This window comes from Streptomyces sp. NBC_01255 (genome assembly GCF_036226445.1).
Lineage (GTDB): Bacteria > Actinomycetota > Actinomycetes > Streptomycetales > Streptomycetaceae > Streptomyces.
The window spans coordinates 100456-113384 of sequence record NZ_CP108475.1; the positions used below are offsets into that span (position 1 = coordinate 100456).

General features: G+C 71.0%; 15 protein-coding genes. 9 read left to right on the plus strand and 6 right to left on the minus strand.

Annotation, left to right across the window (positions count from 1 at the left end; translation table 11 throughout):
- Window positions 1-366: 366 nt before the first annotated feature.
- The gene (locus tag OG357_RS38520) at window positions 367-585 is read right to left on the minus strand and encodes a hypothetical protein (protein ID WP_329625935.1); all 219 of its coding nucleotides are present in this window, start codon (window positions 583-585) and stop codon (window positions 367-369) included.
- Window positions 586-1172: 587 nt separating this feature from the next.
- On the opposite strand from OG357_RS38520, the gene OG357_RS38525 reads away from it, so the two are divergent.
- Both OG357_RS38525 and OG357_RS38530 read left to right on the plus strand, forming a co-directional pair.
- The gene (locus OG357_RS38525; RefSeq protein WP_329625936.1) at window positions 1173-1415 is read left to right on the plus strand and encodes a hypothetical protein; all 243 of its coding nucleotides are present in this window, start codon (window positions 1173-1175) and stop codon (window positions 1413-1415) included.
- A gap of 42 nt (window positions 1416-1457) precedes the next feature.
- Complete coding sequence (locus OG357_RS38530; RefSeq protein ID WP_329625937.1) at window positions 1458-2348, plus strand: helix-turn-helix domain-containing protein; 891 nt, start codon at window positions 1458-1460, stop codon at window positions 2346-2348.
- Between the two features lie 48 nt (window positions 2349-2396).
- Here OG357_RS38530 and OG357_RS38535 read toward each other — a convergent pair whose 3' ends face one another.
- The 5 genes from OG357_RS38535 to OG357_RS38555 form a co-directional block, all read right to left on the minus strand.
- Entirely contained in the window at window positions 2397-2651 is a 255-nt protein-coding gene (locus OG357_RS38535; protein ID WP_329625938.1) for a hypothetical protein, read from the minus strand.
- A 182-nt stretch (window positions 2652-2833) separates the two neighbouring features.
- Window positions 2834-3616, minus strand: coding sequence for a class I SAM-dependent methyltransferase (locus tag OG357_RS38540; protein WP_329625939.1), 783 nt, complete (start codon window positions 3614-3616; stop codon window positions 2834-2836).
- Complete coding sequence (locus tag OG357_RS38545) at window positions 3613-4431, minus strand: class I SAM-dependent methyltransferase (RefSeq protein ID WP_329625940.1); 819 nt, start codon at window positions 4429-4431, stop codon at window positions 3613-3615. The genes OG357_RS38540 and OG357_RS38545 overlap by 4 nt, the downstream gene beginning before the upstream one ends.
- 26 nt (window positions 4432-4457) lie before the next feature.
- Window positions 4458-5474 carry a hypothetical protein gene (locus OG357_RS38550; RefSeq protein WP_329625941.1) on the minus strand — a complete coding sequence of 339 codons (1017 nt, stop codon included), beginning with the start codon at window positions 5472-5474 and terminating at the stop codon, window positions 4458-4460.
- Window positions 5467-6411, minus strand: a complete 945-nt coding sequence (locus OG357_RS38555; RefSeq protein WP_329625942.1) for a phosphotransferase — start codon at window positions 6409-6411, stop codon at window positions 5467-5469. The genes OG357_RS38550 and OG357_RS38555 overlap by 8 nt, the downstream gene beginning before the upstream one ends.
- 48 nt (window positions 6412-6459) lie before the next feature.
- Here OG357_RS38555 and OG357_RS38560 point away from each other — a divergent pair, with 48 nt between their 5' ends.
- The 7 genes from OG357_RS38560 (at window position 6460) to OG357_RS38590 (ending at window position 12575) form a co-directional block, all read left to right on the plus strand.
- Window positions 6460-7131: a histidine phosphatase family protein gene (locus OG357_RS38560; protein WP_329625943.1), complete on the plus strand. Its 672-nt coding sequence runs from the start codon at window positions 6460-6462 to the stop codon at window positions 7129-7131.
- A gap of 9 nt (window positions 7132-7140) precedes the next feature.
- The gene (locus tag OG357_RS38565; RefSeq protein WP_329625944.1) at window positions 7141-8265 is read left to right on the plus strand and encodes a hypothetical protein; all 1125 of its coding nucleotides are present in this window, start codon (window positions 7141-7143) and stop codon (window positions 8263-8265) included.
- 205 nt (window positions 8266-8470) lie between these two features.
- A complete protein-coding gene (locus OG357_RS38570) occupies window positions 8471-9223 on the plus strand; it encodes a GntR family transcriptional regulator (protein ID WP_329625945.1) in 753 nt (250 codons plus the stop codon).
- A gap of 145 nt (window positions 9224-9368) precedes the next feature.
- On the plus strand, window positions 9369-9722 hold the full coding sequence (locus tag OG357_RS38575; protein ID WP_329625946.1) for a hypothetical protein: 354 nt from the start codon (window positions 9369-9371) through the stop codon (window positions 9720-9722).
- Between the two features lie 263 nt (window positions 9723-9985).
- A complete protein-coding gene (locus tag OG357_RS38580) occupies window positions 9986-10294 on the plus strand; it encodes a hypothetical protein (RefSeq protein ID WP_329625947.1) in 309 nt (102 codons plus the stop codon).
- Entirely contained in the window at window positions 10288-10896 is a 609-nt protein-coding gene (locus tag OG357_RS38585) for an RNA polymerase sigma factor (protein WP_329625948.1), read from the plus strand. Before OG357_RS38580 ends, OG357_RS38585 begins: the two co-directional genes overlap by 7 nt.
- 5 nt (window positions 10897-10901) lie before the next feature.
- The gene (locus OG357_RS38590; RefSeq protein ID WP_329625949.1) at window positions 10902-12575 is read left to right on the plus strand and encodes an IclR family transcriptional regulator domain-containing protein; all 1674 of its coding nucleotides are present in this window, start codon (window positions 10902-10904) and stop codon (window positions 12573-12575) included.
- The last annotated feature ends 354 nt before the right edge of the window (window positions 12576-12929 follow it).

Here is a 12929-nt window from a genome sequence, read left to right on the forward strand (position 1 = left end):
GTCCGCCACGTGCTGCGCCAGAACTACGAGGTGCGGACGGTCAGCTCCTCGAGGACGTCCAAGACCAGGGTCAGCAGGTCAGCCACGGTAGTGACGGCTCTTGTGGCCCGGCTGTCTCTTCGCGGGTCTTGCGTACGGACGTGTCCGTCAACCGGCCGCCGTCCCGGGCTCGGGGCGGCGGCGGGGTGAGGTGGGGCCGTCGCCTTGCGGGGCGGGATGTCCGGTGTCCTTCGTGAAGTGCAGCCACGCGCTCAGCGCCGCCTGCAGTTCGACTACCGCCGCCCGGTCGAGGAGTTCGTCTGTCGGTCCGACGTGCAGCCGCGCGTCCTGGCTGATCCGACATCGGTGTCCGCCGTGGCGCGACGGCTACGGGGCGGGCAGGCGGCGGGCGAGGTTGGCGGCGAGTTGCCCAGCCGCCTGGCCGCGCCTGTCCGGGGCGAGCCGCTCCAGGAGCTGGAGGTACTCGATCGTCTCGCGGGCCTCGGCGTGCGTGAGCAGGGCGAGGCGGGTCTCGTCCGGGTAGGTGCCGGCCACCGGTGCGGCGGCGTTGTCGTGGTCCATGCCCTTCTCAACGCCGGTCGCCATAGCGGGGGTACGGGAGGATCGAGCTCGCAGGCGGGCCCGGCCGTCCGGGGGGCTGACGCGCGTCGAGCCGGCGGCCATGGAGGCCGCCGGCTCGATGTCGTGGTCCGGGGGCACTCCGGGGCCACGTTGTCCCTGAGCTATGCCATGCGGTACAGGGGCGTGGTCGGATCCTCGCAGCGGCGGCGGGACCTGGGCAACCCAAACTGGTTTACGGATGGGTGTTTACACGATCGTCTAACGATGAAGGCCGCCACCATCAATCCGAACGTGTGGACGGTAGAGCAGATGTGCTGGTCACAAGGGTGAGGTGCACCCGGAGCATGATCTTTTAGCCACGGTTCGACCCGATACGGCTACAGGAATTTCTGGAGAATCCAGGTTTCCCGGGTGAGATGGACGTGAAGGAAGTGCACCCATTCGTCGTAACACCCCGTCACGGAGTGGCACGATCTCTGTCACCGCGACAAGGGCAGGGCACGCCCCGCGGGATGCAGTGCGGTACAGCCGCGGAGCCGATCCGGCTCCGCGGCACACCGGTTCGGCCGCTTCCCTGTACGGCCGGACCCATCTACGAAGGGTGTACCCCCATGAGGATCATCACGCGCCGCCACACGCGGCACCTGCTCTTCCCCGACGCGGTCGTCATCGTGGTCGTGGCCGTCATCGCGCTCGTCCTGGCGCGCACCGGCACGCCGCCCCTCGACGCCGTGCTGTTCGCGGCCGGGGCGGGCGCGGCCGGGGCGGTGACGGTCCGGCTGGCCACGAGCGGGGCGCTTACCCGGCTCGTCCGCTCCGCCGTGGCCGTCCTCCAGGCGCCCCCGCAGGTCTGACCCATGGAGGACAAGCCGTATCGGGCTCGGCGCCTGAAGCCGATGCCGCGGCCTGACAGCGCCCTGGGCCAGCTCGCCCAGGCGCTGCGGGCCGCCCGCCAGGCCAAGGGCCTGACTCAGGAGCAGGCCGGAGAGGTGATGGACGTCTCCTCCTCCACCGTGCAGCGGGCGGAGGCCGGCAGGCGCGCCCCGGAGAAGTACGTGGTGGACAGCTACGTCCGCCGCCTCGGCCTGAACTCCGACCAGGCGGAGCAGATGTGGGTGGAGGCGTCGCGTCCGGCGGGACGGCAGCGGCGTACGCTCACCCCCGCGCCGGCGGTGCACCTGGTGCAGCACCGTCACGACTTCAGCGACGCGCTGCGTCGGGTACGCGAGGAGAGCAGCGACCAGCCGCCGTCCATGGCGGCCATGGAGGAGCGGGCCGAGGCCGCCTTCCGGCGGAACAAGGACCGTTTCGCGCCCCTCTCCCGGAGCGCGGCGAACCGGATCTACAACCGTCGCCAGCTTCCCAGCAGCATCCGGCAGCTCTGCTCCTACCTGCACGCGTGTCACGTTCCCGAGCGTCAGTTCCGGGACTGGATCGCGGCCTACCACAGGGTCAAGGCCAAGGAGCACGAGGAGGCGGTGGCCAAGAAGAGGGCCGCGAAGGAGGCTCGGGAGCAGTGGAGTGGGTGGGCGGGGCGCAGCCGGGCCGAAGCCGTTTTGCGGGCGGCCGGTCTCGACCCGGTCGAACGGCCGCCCCGGTCCCCCGGCGCCCCCTGGTCGGCGCGCTGCTCCCGCTGCGGTCAGGTGAGCCGGGTCCGGCTGACCCGCGTCGTGCAGGAACGCGCCGGTTGCCCCCTGTGCGGTCAGGACATCGGACACGTCCGTGACAGACGGCCCATCGCCGTGGCCCAGGAGCGGCCTGGCCGCTTCGACTGCAGCGCCTGTTAGAGGCCGGCGACCGCCGTCATCTCCGTGTAGGTCCCGTCCTGGCGGGATCTACACGGAGCTGGCCGTTCCGGCCTGGACCCCACCCTCGGCGGTCCAGTGCTTTACCGGGTGCACCACGCCGTCGACGATGGCGGTGAGGGTGAGGACGGCGCCGGGCTGTCCATGCGCCCCGAGCCACTCCAGGAACTTCTCGTCGGCCGTCTCGGGCCTGGACCACACGCCGAAGATGGCCGGCCCGCCCGGACGGAAGCGGAGCACGACCTCGTACTCGACGTCCTTGCCCTCGAGACCGGTGCCGTCCACAGAGGGGCCTTCCTGCGCTGATCGGGGGGCCAGTGCCCGGCGGAGCGGCGTCGGCTTCACGGGCGCGACCCCACCGGGCACCTCCAGCGTGGCACACCGGCCGCTCCCCGCCGCAGGCCGGCCTGCCGAGTCGTGTGCCTCGCAAGGGGCGGCGAGCGGCGGTTCATCAAGCGGACGGACGGCTACGGCCTGGTGGCGATGACGGCTTCGATGGGGACGGTGTTCTCGAAGATGCCGGTCGGGCTGAACGCGGTGAGGTCACGGCGCAGGAGTTCTTCGAAGGCGGCCTGCTTGTGGCCGAGGACGGCGGGGCTGGAGTAGGAGAAGGAGTACTGCAGGCCGACGAGCTCGTCCAGGGTGCGGGTGAAGGTCTGGTCCCAGCGGGCGGTCTCGATGCGGGGGAACGCGGACCGGCGCAATGCGTCGTCCCGTCCTTCGGCGGGGTGGGCGACGGGTCCGTGCTCCTGCCGATAGCCGGGTCCGATGACGCCGGTGCAGACGCTCTCGATGATGTCGAGCCACGCCGGCCTGACCGTGCTACTCCTGGGACCGGTGGAGACGAGGGCGATCCCCCCTCCGGGGCGGATGAGCGTGTCGAGGTCGGCCAGGACCTGAGGCTGGTTCATCCACTGGAAGGACTTGCCCATCGTGCACAGGTGGAGCGGGGGCAGGCCCATGCCGGTGAGGTCGGCGGCGTCGCCGCACGCCCAGGTGATGTTGCCGGTGCCGTGTGAGGCGGCGGCCTTGCGTCCTTCGCTGATCATGGCCGGTTCGATGTCGACCGCGTAGACGTGGCCGGCGCGTGAGGCGAGGGGGACGGTGATGGTGCCCGGTCCGCAGCCGAGGTCGAGAACCGTCTGGGTCCCGTCGAGCTGAAAGCGTTCGGTGAGGAGCGTGAACAACTCCTCGGGGTAGCGGGGGCGGAAGGCGGCGTAGTGGTGTGCGGCGGAGGCGAAGGTCGTCACGGGGTGGTGCTCCTTCGGTCGGGGCGGGTGGCGATGAGGACTTCGGTGCGGATCTCCTCGTGGTAGAGGCCCGAGGGGTCGTGGTCGAGGAGCGCACGGCGCAGGTCGCGGGTGAACGCGTCCAGACGGTCCCCGAGGAGGGCGGGGGTGGAGTAAGAGTTGGACAGCTGGAGTCCGACGAGCTGGTCGAGGTCGCGCGTCACGTGCTGGTCCAGGGACGTGAGCTCCACGCGGGAGAACGGCGAGCGGCGCAGGGTGTCGGTGAAGCGGTCTTCGGGTTCGGGGTAGGTGCCGGTTCCGGCGCGGCGGACGGGTCCCAGGTAGGCGGTGCGGACCTGGGCGATGACGGCCGCCCAGGCGGGCAGGGGCGTGGTGCCGGGGGGACCGGCGGAGGCGATGACGACTCCGCCGCCGGGGGTGATGAGGTGGTCGAGGTCGGCCAGGAGGCGGGGCCGGTCGAACCAGTGGAACGACTTGGCCATGACGCACAGGTCGATCGGGGGCAGATCCAGGGCGGTGATCTGGGTGGAGTCGCTGTTGATCCACTGGATGTTCGTGACGCCGCGCTTTTCGGCGAGGCGGGCGCCGGCGGCGAGCATCCCGGGCTCGGGGTCGATGGCGTAGAGGCGGGCGACGTGGGGCGCCAGCGGTAGGGCGGACATGCCCGGGCCGCAGCCCAGGTCCAGGGCCGTCTGGGTGCCGTCGAGGTCGAACCGCTCGGTCAGGAGCGCGAAGAGCTCGTCGGGGTACCAGGGGCGGAAGCGGACGTAGTGCTCCGCTGCCGATGCGAACAGCTCGGGCGGGTTGGCTGTCACGGCGTGCCTCCTGCACGGGGGAGGGGTCATCGGGCGAGGGTGGCGAGGTAGGACTCGGCGGCGGTCCAGGGGGTGAGCTCGATGCCGAAGCCGGAGCGGGGCCCGTCCTTGGTGTGAACGAGCTTGCCCGACAGGTAGACGGTGTCGCCCGTACGGAACGCCCCGGTGTATGCGCCCAGGTAGGAGCGCATGTGGGTGATGCGGCGGGCGAAGATCTCGGGGTCGTCGACGGTGGACTGGATGACGGTGTCCACGTCGATGCCGTACAGGGCCGGCGTGGCCAGGCCCTGGACGTCGTCGGTGATGGTGGCGACGACGCTGATGGCCCCGACCTCCTTGGTGGTGACGTCGGTGAAGGTGCGGTCGCCGTCCTCGCGCAGGGGCTCGCAGTTGATGTGGGCGTCGGCCCCGGCCGTGAGTCCCTGCAGTTTGCGGGTCTCCTGCCGCATCAGGACGTCGAAGGAGCTGCCCGTCATGTACTTGGCGCGGCGCAGGTAGAGCCGGGTGAGGGCGTCGCCTTCGTACGGGCGGATGAGCGTGCGGTCGGAGAAGAGTTCGCGGGCGGCTTCGTAGCCGCGGCGTCCGTAGCAGACGAGGTCGACGTCGGAGCGCGCGTTGAAGCAGCCGACGAGGAACGAGCCGGTCACGCCGATCACGTCCTGCGCGCCGAGGTCGACGACGCGGTCGATGACGGCCTTCAGGTCCCGGGCGACCGGCGCGCTGCCGAGGAGTTCCGGCGTCTGGTGCAGGGCGGTCAGGGCGTGGCGGCACGAGTAGTGCCGGGTGACGTCCTGGCGGGGCACGCCGGTGATGACACAGCCGATCGTGTCGGAGTAGAGGTAGCACTCGGGCCGGTCGGCGAGGATGCCGAACGCCTTGGACACGATCGTGTTCTGCCGGTAGGTGCGGCCGAACAGGGTCCGGTCGCCCTTGTCGTCCGGGTAGTACTTCACGTACCCGAGGTAGTGGGTGGGCGGGTGGACGTCGCCGATGACCTTGAACACCACGCCGTGCCGGTCGAGTAAGTAGTCCCGGTCACGCACCGCCGGTACGGCAGTGCTCAGGCTGAGCGGCGAAGTCGTCGAGGCTGGGGAAGGTCCCGGTGTCGATACGGCCGGTGCGCTCATACTGCTCGACTCCCATCGTGAACAGGGTGCGGCGGTAGTTCCACTTCAGGACCTTGTCGGTGTTCGTGAGGTCGGCCGGCTTCATGAGCGCGAGGAAGAACAGGGCCTTGATGAGCAGGAACTCGCCCAGGTGCCGACTCGGCCGGCTCCCGAGGACGCTCAGGGCGGCTTCGTCGAGCGCGGCCACGTACCGCTCGCGCTGGGCCCCGGTGGCGTAGTAGCCCTTGGTGCCGCCCTTGAAGGCGATGATCTCCAGGGCCGGGAAGGTGTCGTAGCCGACCGGGGCGAGACCGTGGTGCTGCCAGTCGATGACGCCGGCGGGGAAGGCGTTGGGCAGCCCGTAGTCGTAGTGGGCCCAGCACATGGGCGTGTGGGACAGCCGGTCCAGCGCGGCGTCCACGACGGCGCGGGTGTGGGGGGTGTCGAGGTCGGGGTTTTCCGCGAAGACGTTGCCCGTCCACCCCGCCTCCTCGAACCAGGAGCGCAGCGCGGCCCGGGTGGCGGGCTGTGCGTGCTTCGCCTGGGCGTCAAGCAGCTGTGCGCCGACGGCCGCGGCGGCGTCGACGACGGCGTCGGGCATCGGCCCGTAGGCTCCGCCGACAGCGTTCCAGGCCGTGTCGTGCAGCGAGGCCGGCCCGAGCGAAGGCTCCACGAAGGAGAACTCCGCGCCGACGGATCCGGTCTCCAAGACGGCGGGGACGGGGTAGCCCAGGGCGGCGATCCGCTGCTGGAACGCGGCTTCCGCCTTGAGCCGGCTGTCCCCGGTGCGCCGGTAACGGGAGCGGTCCTGGTTCACCCAGACGGCGCCTTCGGCCGCGGTCCGCTTCTTGACGAACGTCCACTCATCTTTCACGAACTTTCCTCTTTTCTCGGGAGGTATCGGGGCGTAGCGTGCGGCGGCATGATCCTGGCTGTGGTGCGGCACGCGGAGTCGGTCGAGAACGCCGACAAGTACAACGGCTTCTATCAGGACCCCCGGCCGTGGGCGGGTGAGGCGGCGCACGCCTTGTCGCGGGATGTCGTGGGGTTGACGGCCCGGGGCTTTCGCCAGTCGGTGTGGCTGGGCGGGACACTGCCGCCGGTGGTGGGGGAGCAGCCGGTGGTGTTCACCTCGCAGTACCGGCGTGCCCGGGACACCGCCGAGCTCGCAATGCCGGCGGTTCAGGCGGAGGTCACGGGGCTGCTGAACGAGCAGCACTACGGGGACGCCACCTACATGACGATGCGTGAGCTGTTCGCCACCTTCCCCGAAGGGGCGGACGACCGCCGCAACCGCAAACACCTGTGGACCCCGCCCGGCACGGGCGGCGAGTCCCTGGCCCTCGAGGTCCACGGGCGGGTGACCGCGTTCTTGGCGCTGCTCTCGTCCGGCGCCGTCGAGGCCGGCCGCAACGTGGTCGCCTTCACCCACCACACCGCGATCCTCGGTCTCCGCGCCGTCCTGGAGAAGCGCCCGGTGACCGAGGTCGTCGAGGAATCGCGCGCCCGCAAGCTGCCAAACGCCGCCGTGATCGTCTACCGGGCCACTGCGGGCGGATACGAGCTCCAGCAGGTCATCGAGCCTCCCGCGTAAGGGGAAACCATGCGCCTCGCCTTCTTCAACGGTCCCGTCCAGAACGGCGACTTCACCTTCGCCGACAAGCCCGGCAAGGCCGTCGGCATACGCGCGGCCGCCGCCCTGAACGCCCTCCTCGGTGAGCCCGCGGTCCCCCACCTGTGGAACACGGTCACCCTCGAAGGGGACCTGCGGCACCAGACGGAACCGGCCGCCGGCACGGACAGGCATCAGCACGAACAGGCCCGCATACGCGCGAAGTACCCCGAGGGCCTGCTGCCCGCCGCAGGAGTGCTCACCGACGCGGACCCGGCAGTCGCCCGCCTCGCCCACGACATGATCCGTGACCGGCTCGAGGCGGGCGTCCTGAGCGTGGAGAGGACGGCCACCGTGGTGTGCTCGTCCTGCGATCACATGGCGGGCATCGGCTCGCTCGCCTGCAAGGCATGCGGCAGCACCGAACTGGCGGAGGCGCTCGCGCCCCAGCTGACGGCCCGCAGACCCGCCGGCGCCCCGGTCCTGGGCCCGGACGATGTTCACGGGCGCCGCCTGGCGCACCTGGAGAACATCGCCCGCAACGTCCCCGACCAGCTCATCCTCTCCCGCACCCGCGCGCACGGAATCAGCCTGTCGCCGTTCGGACTGACCGGGACGGTGCTCGACCCCCGTGCCGCTCTTCACATCGCGATCCTGGCCGCGGCCGGGCCGCACGGCGCCGAGCACGCCGTCATGCTGGCCACCGAGACCGCCGCCGCGCACGTCGCCGCCTACGGCCTGCCGTTCAGGAGCCACGGCGGCATCCGGCTGGGCTACGCCGTCCACGGGAAGGTTCCCTACGGCGACCCTCTGCTCGGCCGGCTCTACGAGGTCCACCGGCTGGGCGACGCGCAGCGCACGCTCTTCGAGTCGTGGTTCCTGCCGCTGTACGCGATGCGTGAGCGGGGCGGCATCCACCCCGGCAAGCTGCCCGCGCTGGTGAAGTTCTTCCGCCGGATCTCCCTGGCCCCCTCCGGCTCGGAAACCGAAGGCCGTGCTGGCGACGTGCGGCGTGCGGTGCGCAGCGGGGACATGGGCTGGCTGATGGACGCGCGTACGGTGACACATCTGCTTCCCGCCTTCCCCGGCCGGGACGCCGTCGGCCGGCGGCGGTGAACCTGGCCGACCCGGCAGCGTCGCCCTTGAGAGCGATGGGTGTTCCTCGAAAGTAGGGACGCCCCGATACCCTGTCAACACAGTTCGCATCTGCCCTGTCACCGGTGGCCGGTTCTCAGCAACCCACGCTGTCAATACAGTTGAAGTCCTGGCTTGACACAGGATCAGGGCGCGAGCCAGGGAACGCCGCCGAGTCGGAGGGCACATGGACGCCAGCACGATCGCAGCGCAACTACGGCAGAAGATCATCGAAGGGGAGTACCCACACGGGAGCAAACTCCCGACCGTACGAGACCTCGCAGCAGAGCACGGAGTAAGCCAGCAGACCGTATCCGCCGCCTACACCGCACTGGGCGCGCTCGGCCTGGTCCGCACCGATGCCCGCAGCGGAACCCGCGTGGCAGCGTCCAAGCAGTCCGACGCCCACCTGGGGACCTTCACGCCCCCGGACCTGTCGGTCGCCCAGGCGTGGAAGCCCACCGCCCAAGGGACCGCGACGGAGGAGACGACGCTGGTGCGCCAGCTCGACGCGCCGGCCCAGATGACAGCGTGGGGCATCACCGAGGGCACGACCGTCGTCGAACGCACCCGCATCCGGTCGGTCGACGGTGTGCCCGTGCAGCACAAGATGACGCTGATGCCGTACGAGATCGCGGCCAAGGTGCCCGACGGGTACGAAGGCACCCCGCCGATGCTCACCCCCGCCGGGGAGACGTCACCGAAGGCACCAGTCGGCGTACGCGTCGCGGACTGGCTCGGCTGGGACGTCGCAGGCACCGAGTCAGTGATTACCGCCGAGCCGATGGACGAGACCGTCTGCGCAGCCCTGGGCATCCCGGCCGGTGCGCCCGGCTTCCGGATCGTCGGCATCACCCGCAGCTCCCGGGGCGGCACCGTCTTCGTGACCATCACCTCGGCACAGCTGCACCACCGCGTCACCTTGAACATCATCGGCTGAACAAGCCGATACGAGCGCGGTGTCCCAATGGCATGCCTGGTAGGACGCCGCGCTCGTACCGGCTGGCTCCTACCCCGAACACCGACCCGCATCGCCGGACGGGGCTCCAGGGCATCCGGTGAGTGGTGACACTCGTTCACACGGTATGAGCACCCCGCAGGGCGGCTTCGCCGCTCCCCAGGACGCCGCGGACGCGATCGTCGACGAGATCCTGCGCCGCCGCATCTCCACCGAGGACGCCGGCCGTCAGGGCCGACGGCTCCGTCGGTCCCAGCAGGAGAGCCCCTGGTTCGGCCGCGTTGACGTTGTAGTGCAGATCGAGGCCGAGGTGGAGGAGCGTGCTCTCCTCGTGGCGCTCGCCCATCTTCTGGAGGGCGGCGACGTGGAGGTGTTCGTCCAGGAGTCCGTCCAGCGCCGCTACCTCACCGCCACCACCACCGGGGCGAGCACCGGCGAGATCGTCATCTCCCGCGAAGGCCTCGCCCTCAAGCCCAGCTAACCCCGGCAGGACAGGTGCCTCCTGAGCGGCGTCTGGCGGCAGGGGTGAAGCGAAGGACTGGGAGTCGGCAGCACGTACAGCGGCTCGGGGTACGGGTCCACGTTGCCCGGCACGTCATCCGATCAGGAGCGGTCAGGTTCGTCGCCGGTCCGGTCAGTTCCGGTTTTCTCCGGTCCTGGGAGGAGAACGCAGGGAGCTCGACCGTCAAGAGGTCGAAGGCGCACCTCAAGCGCCTCTGAAACCTCAGATGGAGAGCGACTCACATGATGTCGTCCTTGGACTGGGCCGGGCTCGTCCCGGCCATCGCGGCCGCCGTGCAGACGGCGGCCGTCGTGGTGCAGGTGTACTGGGACCGGCGAGAGCGCGGGGCCTGGATGACGCAGCACCCTGTCTTCGGCGAACCCGTGCCCGCGCGCGTCGAGCACGCGGCGCACGGCTCCCTTTCCGTCCACGTCCAGATCGCCACGCCCCAGGCCTCCGGCGCTTCGGTGTCGGTGATCGTGCGGGTGGGCGAGGCCGGCGGTGCGGACGGGCAGGCGCTGCCGCCAGCGAAGGAGTACAGCCCGTGGTAGCGGGTGACGAGGGTCCGGGGGAGCCCTGCGCGGTCGCCGACGTGGACCTGGTCCAGCGGCTGCGGGACTGCTACGAGACGTTCATGAAGGCGGAACCGCAAATTCTGCGCAGGAAGACGAACCGTCAGCTCTCGTACCAGGCATGTCAGGACGTCGCGCACGAGGCGTACCTGAAGGTGGCGAGGAAGGTCATGAACGGCCAGCTGGGGCCCGATGTGCAGCTTGCCGGCTACCTGCGCAGGACGTCGCGGAATCTGGCGATCGACACCCTGCGGGCGCAGACGCGGCTGAAGCCGCTGGACGACATCGGGCTCGTCGTGGCGGTCCCTGGTCAGCGGCAGCCGGTCGACGACTTCGATCCGCTGGAGGAGCTGGTCGTCCCCACGATCGACGCGATGCCGTTGAGCCGACCCCGCAAGGTGGTGCAGCTCCAGAGCCAGGGCCTGAACGACACGCAGATCTCCAAGGTCCTGGGCATAGGCGCGGACCGCGTTCACCGGGACCGGTACATGGCCGTGATCGAGCTGCGTGGCCGGCTCGGCGGATACATCCGGGACGGGCACCGGAAGAAGAAGACACGACGCGTGGAGAAGGAAGGATGAGGGCTGTGAGCCGCTTCAACGAGGACAGCGGCGGCCGCCCGGCGCCGGAGGCCCGGGCCGAGCTCTGGACGCTCATCGACCGGCTCGCCGGGCCACCGGACTTCTGGGACCGCCCGGACGGCGACTTCGGATCCCTGACCCGCCTGTACGGCCTGGACGTAGAGGAGCGGGAGCGGGCGAACTCGCTGTACCGGCTCGGCTCCAAGGCGCTCGGCCGGGGCGAGCTGCCCGCCGCGGCCGACTGGCTCGGCGAGGCGGCCTCGGCAGGGCACCCGGGAGCGCTGTTCCGTCTCGCCCTGGTCGTGCTGCGGGCCCGCGCCGGGTCCGCGGACGACGCGTGGTTCCTCGTCGACGAAGCCGCTCGCCACGGACACGGCGACGCCAAACGGCTGCTCGCCGCGGCCGCCGGCCGCTTCCCCTCCACCAGTGCACCGGCGCCGCCCGAGGACCCGTCCTTCTTCGAGGAGCTCCGCGGCCTGCTGGATATGCCCCTCCACCTGCTTCAGCCGGACCCGCACCCGGCCCTGCCCGATCCCGGGCGGCAGCCCGGCACCGCTCCGGAGGCCTCCTTGGCCGCCGAGCCACAAGACGAGGACGGGCAGCCGGGAGGGACCGGACTCGTTCTCGTTCCCGCCCCCGTACTGCCCACCCCGTACGGACCCGCCCCGCGCCCTCGCTCGGCGACGGATACCGGTCGGCCCCGGCTGACCGCCCTCGCCGGCGGACTGGCCCTGCCCATGCCCGACCTGAGCTCCACAGCCCCCGCGCGCCCCCAAGTCGTACACGGTTCCATCGACTCCCGCGGCGAGCCGTGGTGGTCGGCCAGCGCCCTGCGCCCGGCCGTCCTCACCGACATGGCACGCCACAGCACCACCCCAGCCCTCGTCCCGGCACGGTGGCAGACCACGCAACGAGCACGCGACATGCTCCTGCTCATCCACGAGGCCGACGGCATCGACACCCGCACCCTCGCCCGGCGGACCCGGATGCCGATGAACTCCGCGGTCCGGCTGCTGGACTGGCTCCGCGGCGAGCGGTTCATCGACACCGTCGCGGGCGCCCACTTCCCCGGAGATCTGATGGCCCTGGCCACGCGCGCCGACCCGGACCACTCGCTCCTCAAAGACACGCTCGCCTCTCTGCGCGACGAGCTCGGCGCGGCCGTCTACCTCAGCACCTACACCGACGGCGAGATCACGGTCCGGGAGTCCGCGTTCAGCACGAGCGCACCCCCCGTTGAGGAGGTGGCCCCGTTCAGCGGCACCGGGCACGCGAGCGCCAACGGCAAGAGCCTCCTGGCCCAGCTGGACTTCGACTCCCGCATGGACCACCTCACTCGCTACCCCTCGGTCCAGCTCACCGGCCGCACCATCACCAACCCGCGTACGCTCATCGAGGAACTCGACGGACCCGGCCCCCACTCCGCCCAGTTCGACCTCCTTGAGTACTCGGACACGGTGCTCTGCGTCGCCTTCTCCCTCGGCCTGCCCGGCCGGGCCTCCAGCGTCGCCCTCTCTCTGCCCGTCCACGAGCACCTACGCCTCATCGACACCGCCACCATCCTCAGCCGACGCGCCACCGGCCTCCTCCTGGTCCACCTGCTCGGCGACGGCATTCAGGAGAACGCGGGGAGCGCATGGCCACAGGCAGAACCTCGACGCCGACGCGCCTTGCCGTAGGGGGCGCGTCTGGGCCTGGTGGTAGCGCGCGCCGCTGGACGCAGCGGCATGCCCGGCGCACTGGGGGGACCCGGCTGCATCCGCTCTCTGGGGTGGTGCCCGGCGGCGGCATCGGCTTCAAGGATGGGCGCTGCCGGGCTCCGTCAGGGTGCCACGGGGCACTGACACGGCCGTCTAGGACGGCTGGGTATGGCGGCGCGCCGGTGGCCTCCCGTGGGGAGCCGGGAGGCGGGCGCGGCCCGGCCCCCGCGGGGTGACACGGGGCCGGGCCGGCGGCCGCGCACCGCAGGAACGGGGCTGCGGGGGCCGCTTGCTGTTCACCCTGCCACCGGGCCGGTCAGGTACGCCAGGGTC

Excerpts from the sequence above, each read along its gene's own strand:
- OG357_RS38570 (WP_329625945.1), top strand. The coding sequence starts at position 8,471 with ATGGACGCCAGCACGATCGCAGCGCAACTACGGCAGAAGATCATCGAA.
- OG357_RS38580 (WP_329625947.1), top strand. The coding sequence starts at position 9,986 with ATGATGTCGTCCTTGGACTGGGCCGGGCTCGTCCCGGCCATCGCGGCC.
- OG357_RS38575 (WP_329625946.1), top strand. The coding sequence starts at position 9,369 with ATGAGCACCCCGCAGGGCGGCTTCGCCGCTCCCCAGGACGCCGCGGAC.
- OG357_RS38565 (WP_329625944.1), top strand. The coding sequence starts at position 7,141 with ATGCGCCTCGCCTTCTTCAACGGTCCCGTCCAGAACGGCGACTTCACC.
- OG357_RS38520 (WP_329625935.1), bottom strand. The coding sequence starts at position 585 with ATGGCGACCGGCGTTGAGAAGGGCATGGACCACGACAACGCCGCCGCA.
- OG357_RS38525 (WP_329625936.1), top strand. The coding sequence starts at position 1,173 with ATGAGGATCATCACGCGCCGCCACACGCGGCACCTGCTCTTCCCCGAC.
- OG357_RS38530 (WP_329625937.1), top strand. The coding sequence starts at position 1,458 with ATGCCGCGGCCTGACAGCGCCCTGGGCCAGCTCGCCCAGGCGCTGCGG.
- OG357_RS38560 (WP_329625943.1), top strand. The coding sequence starts at position 6,460 with ATGATCCTGGCTGTGGTGCGGCACGCGGAGTCGGTCGAGAACGCCGAC.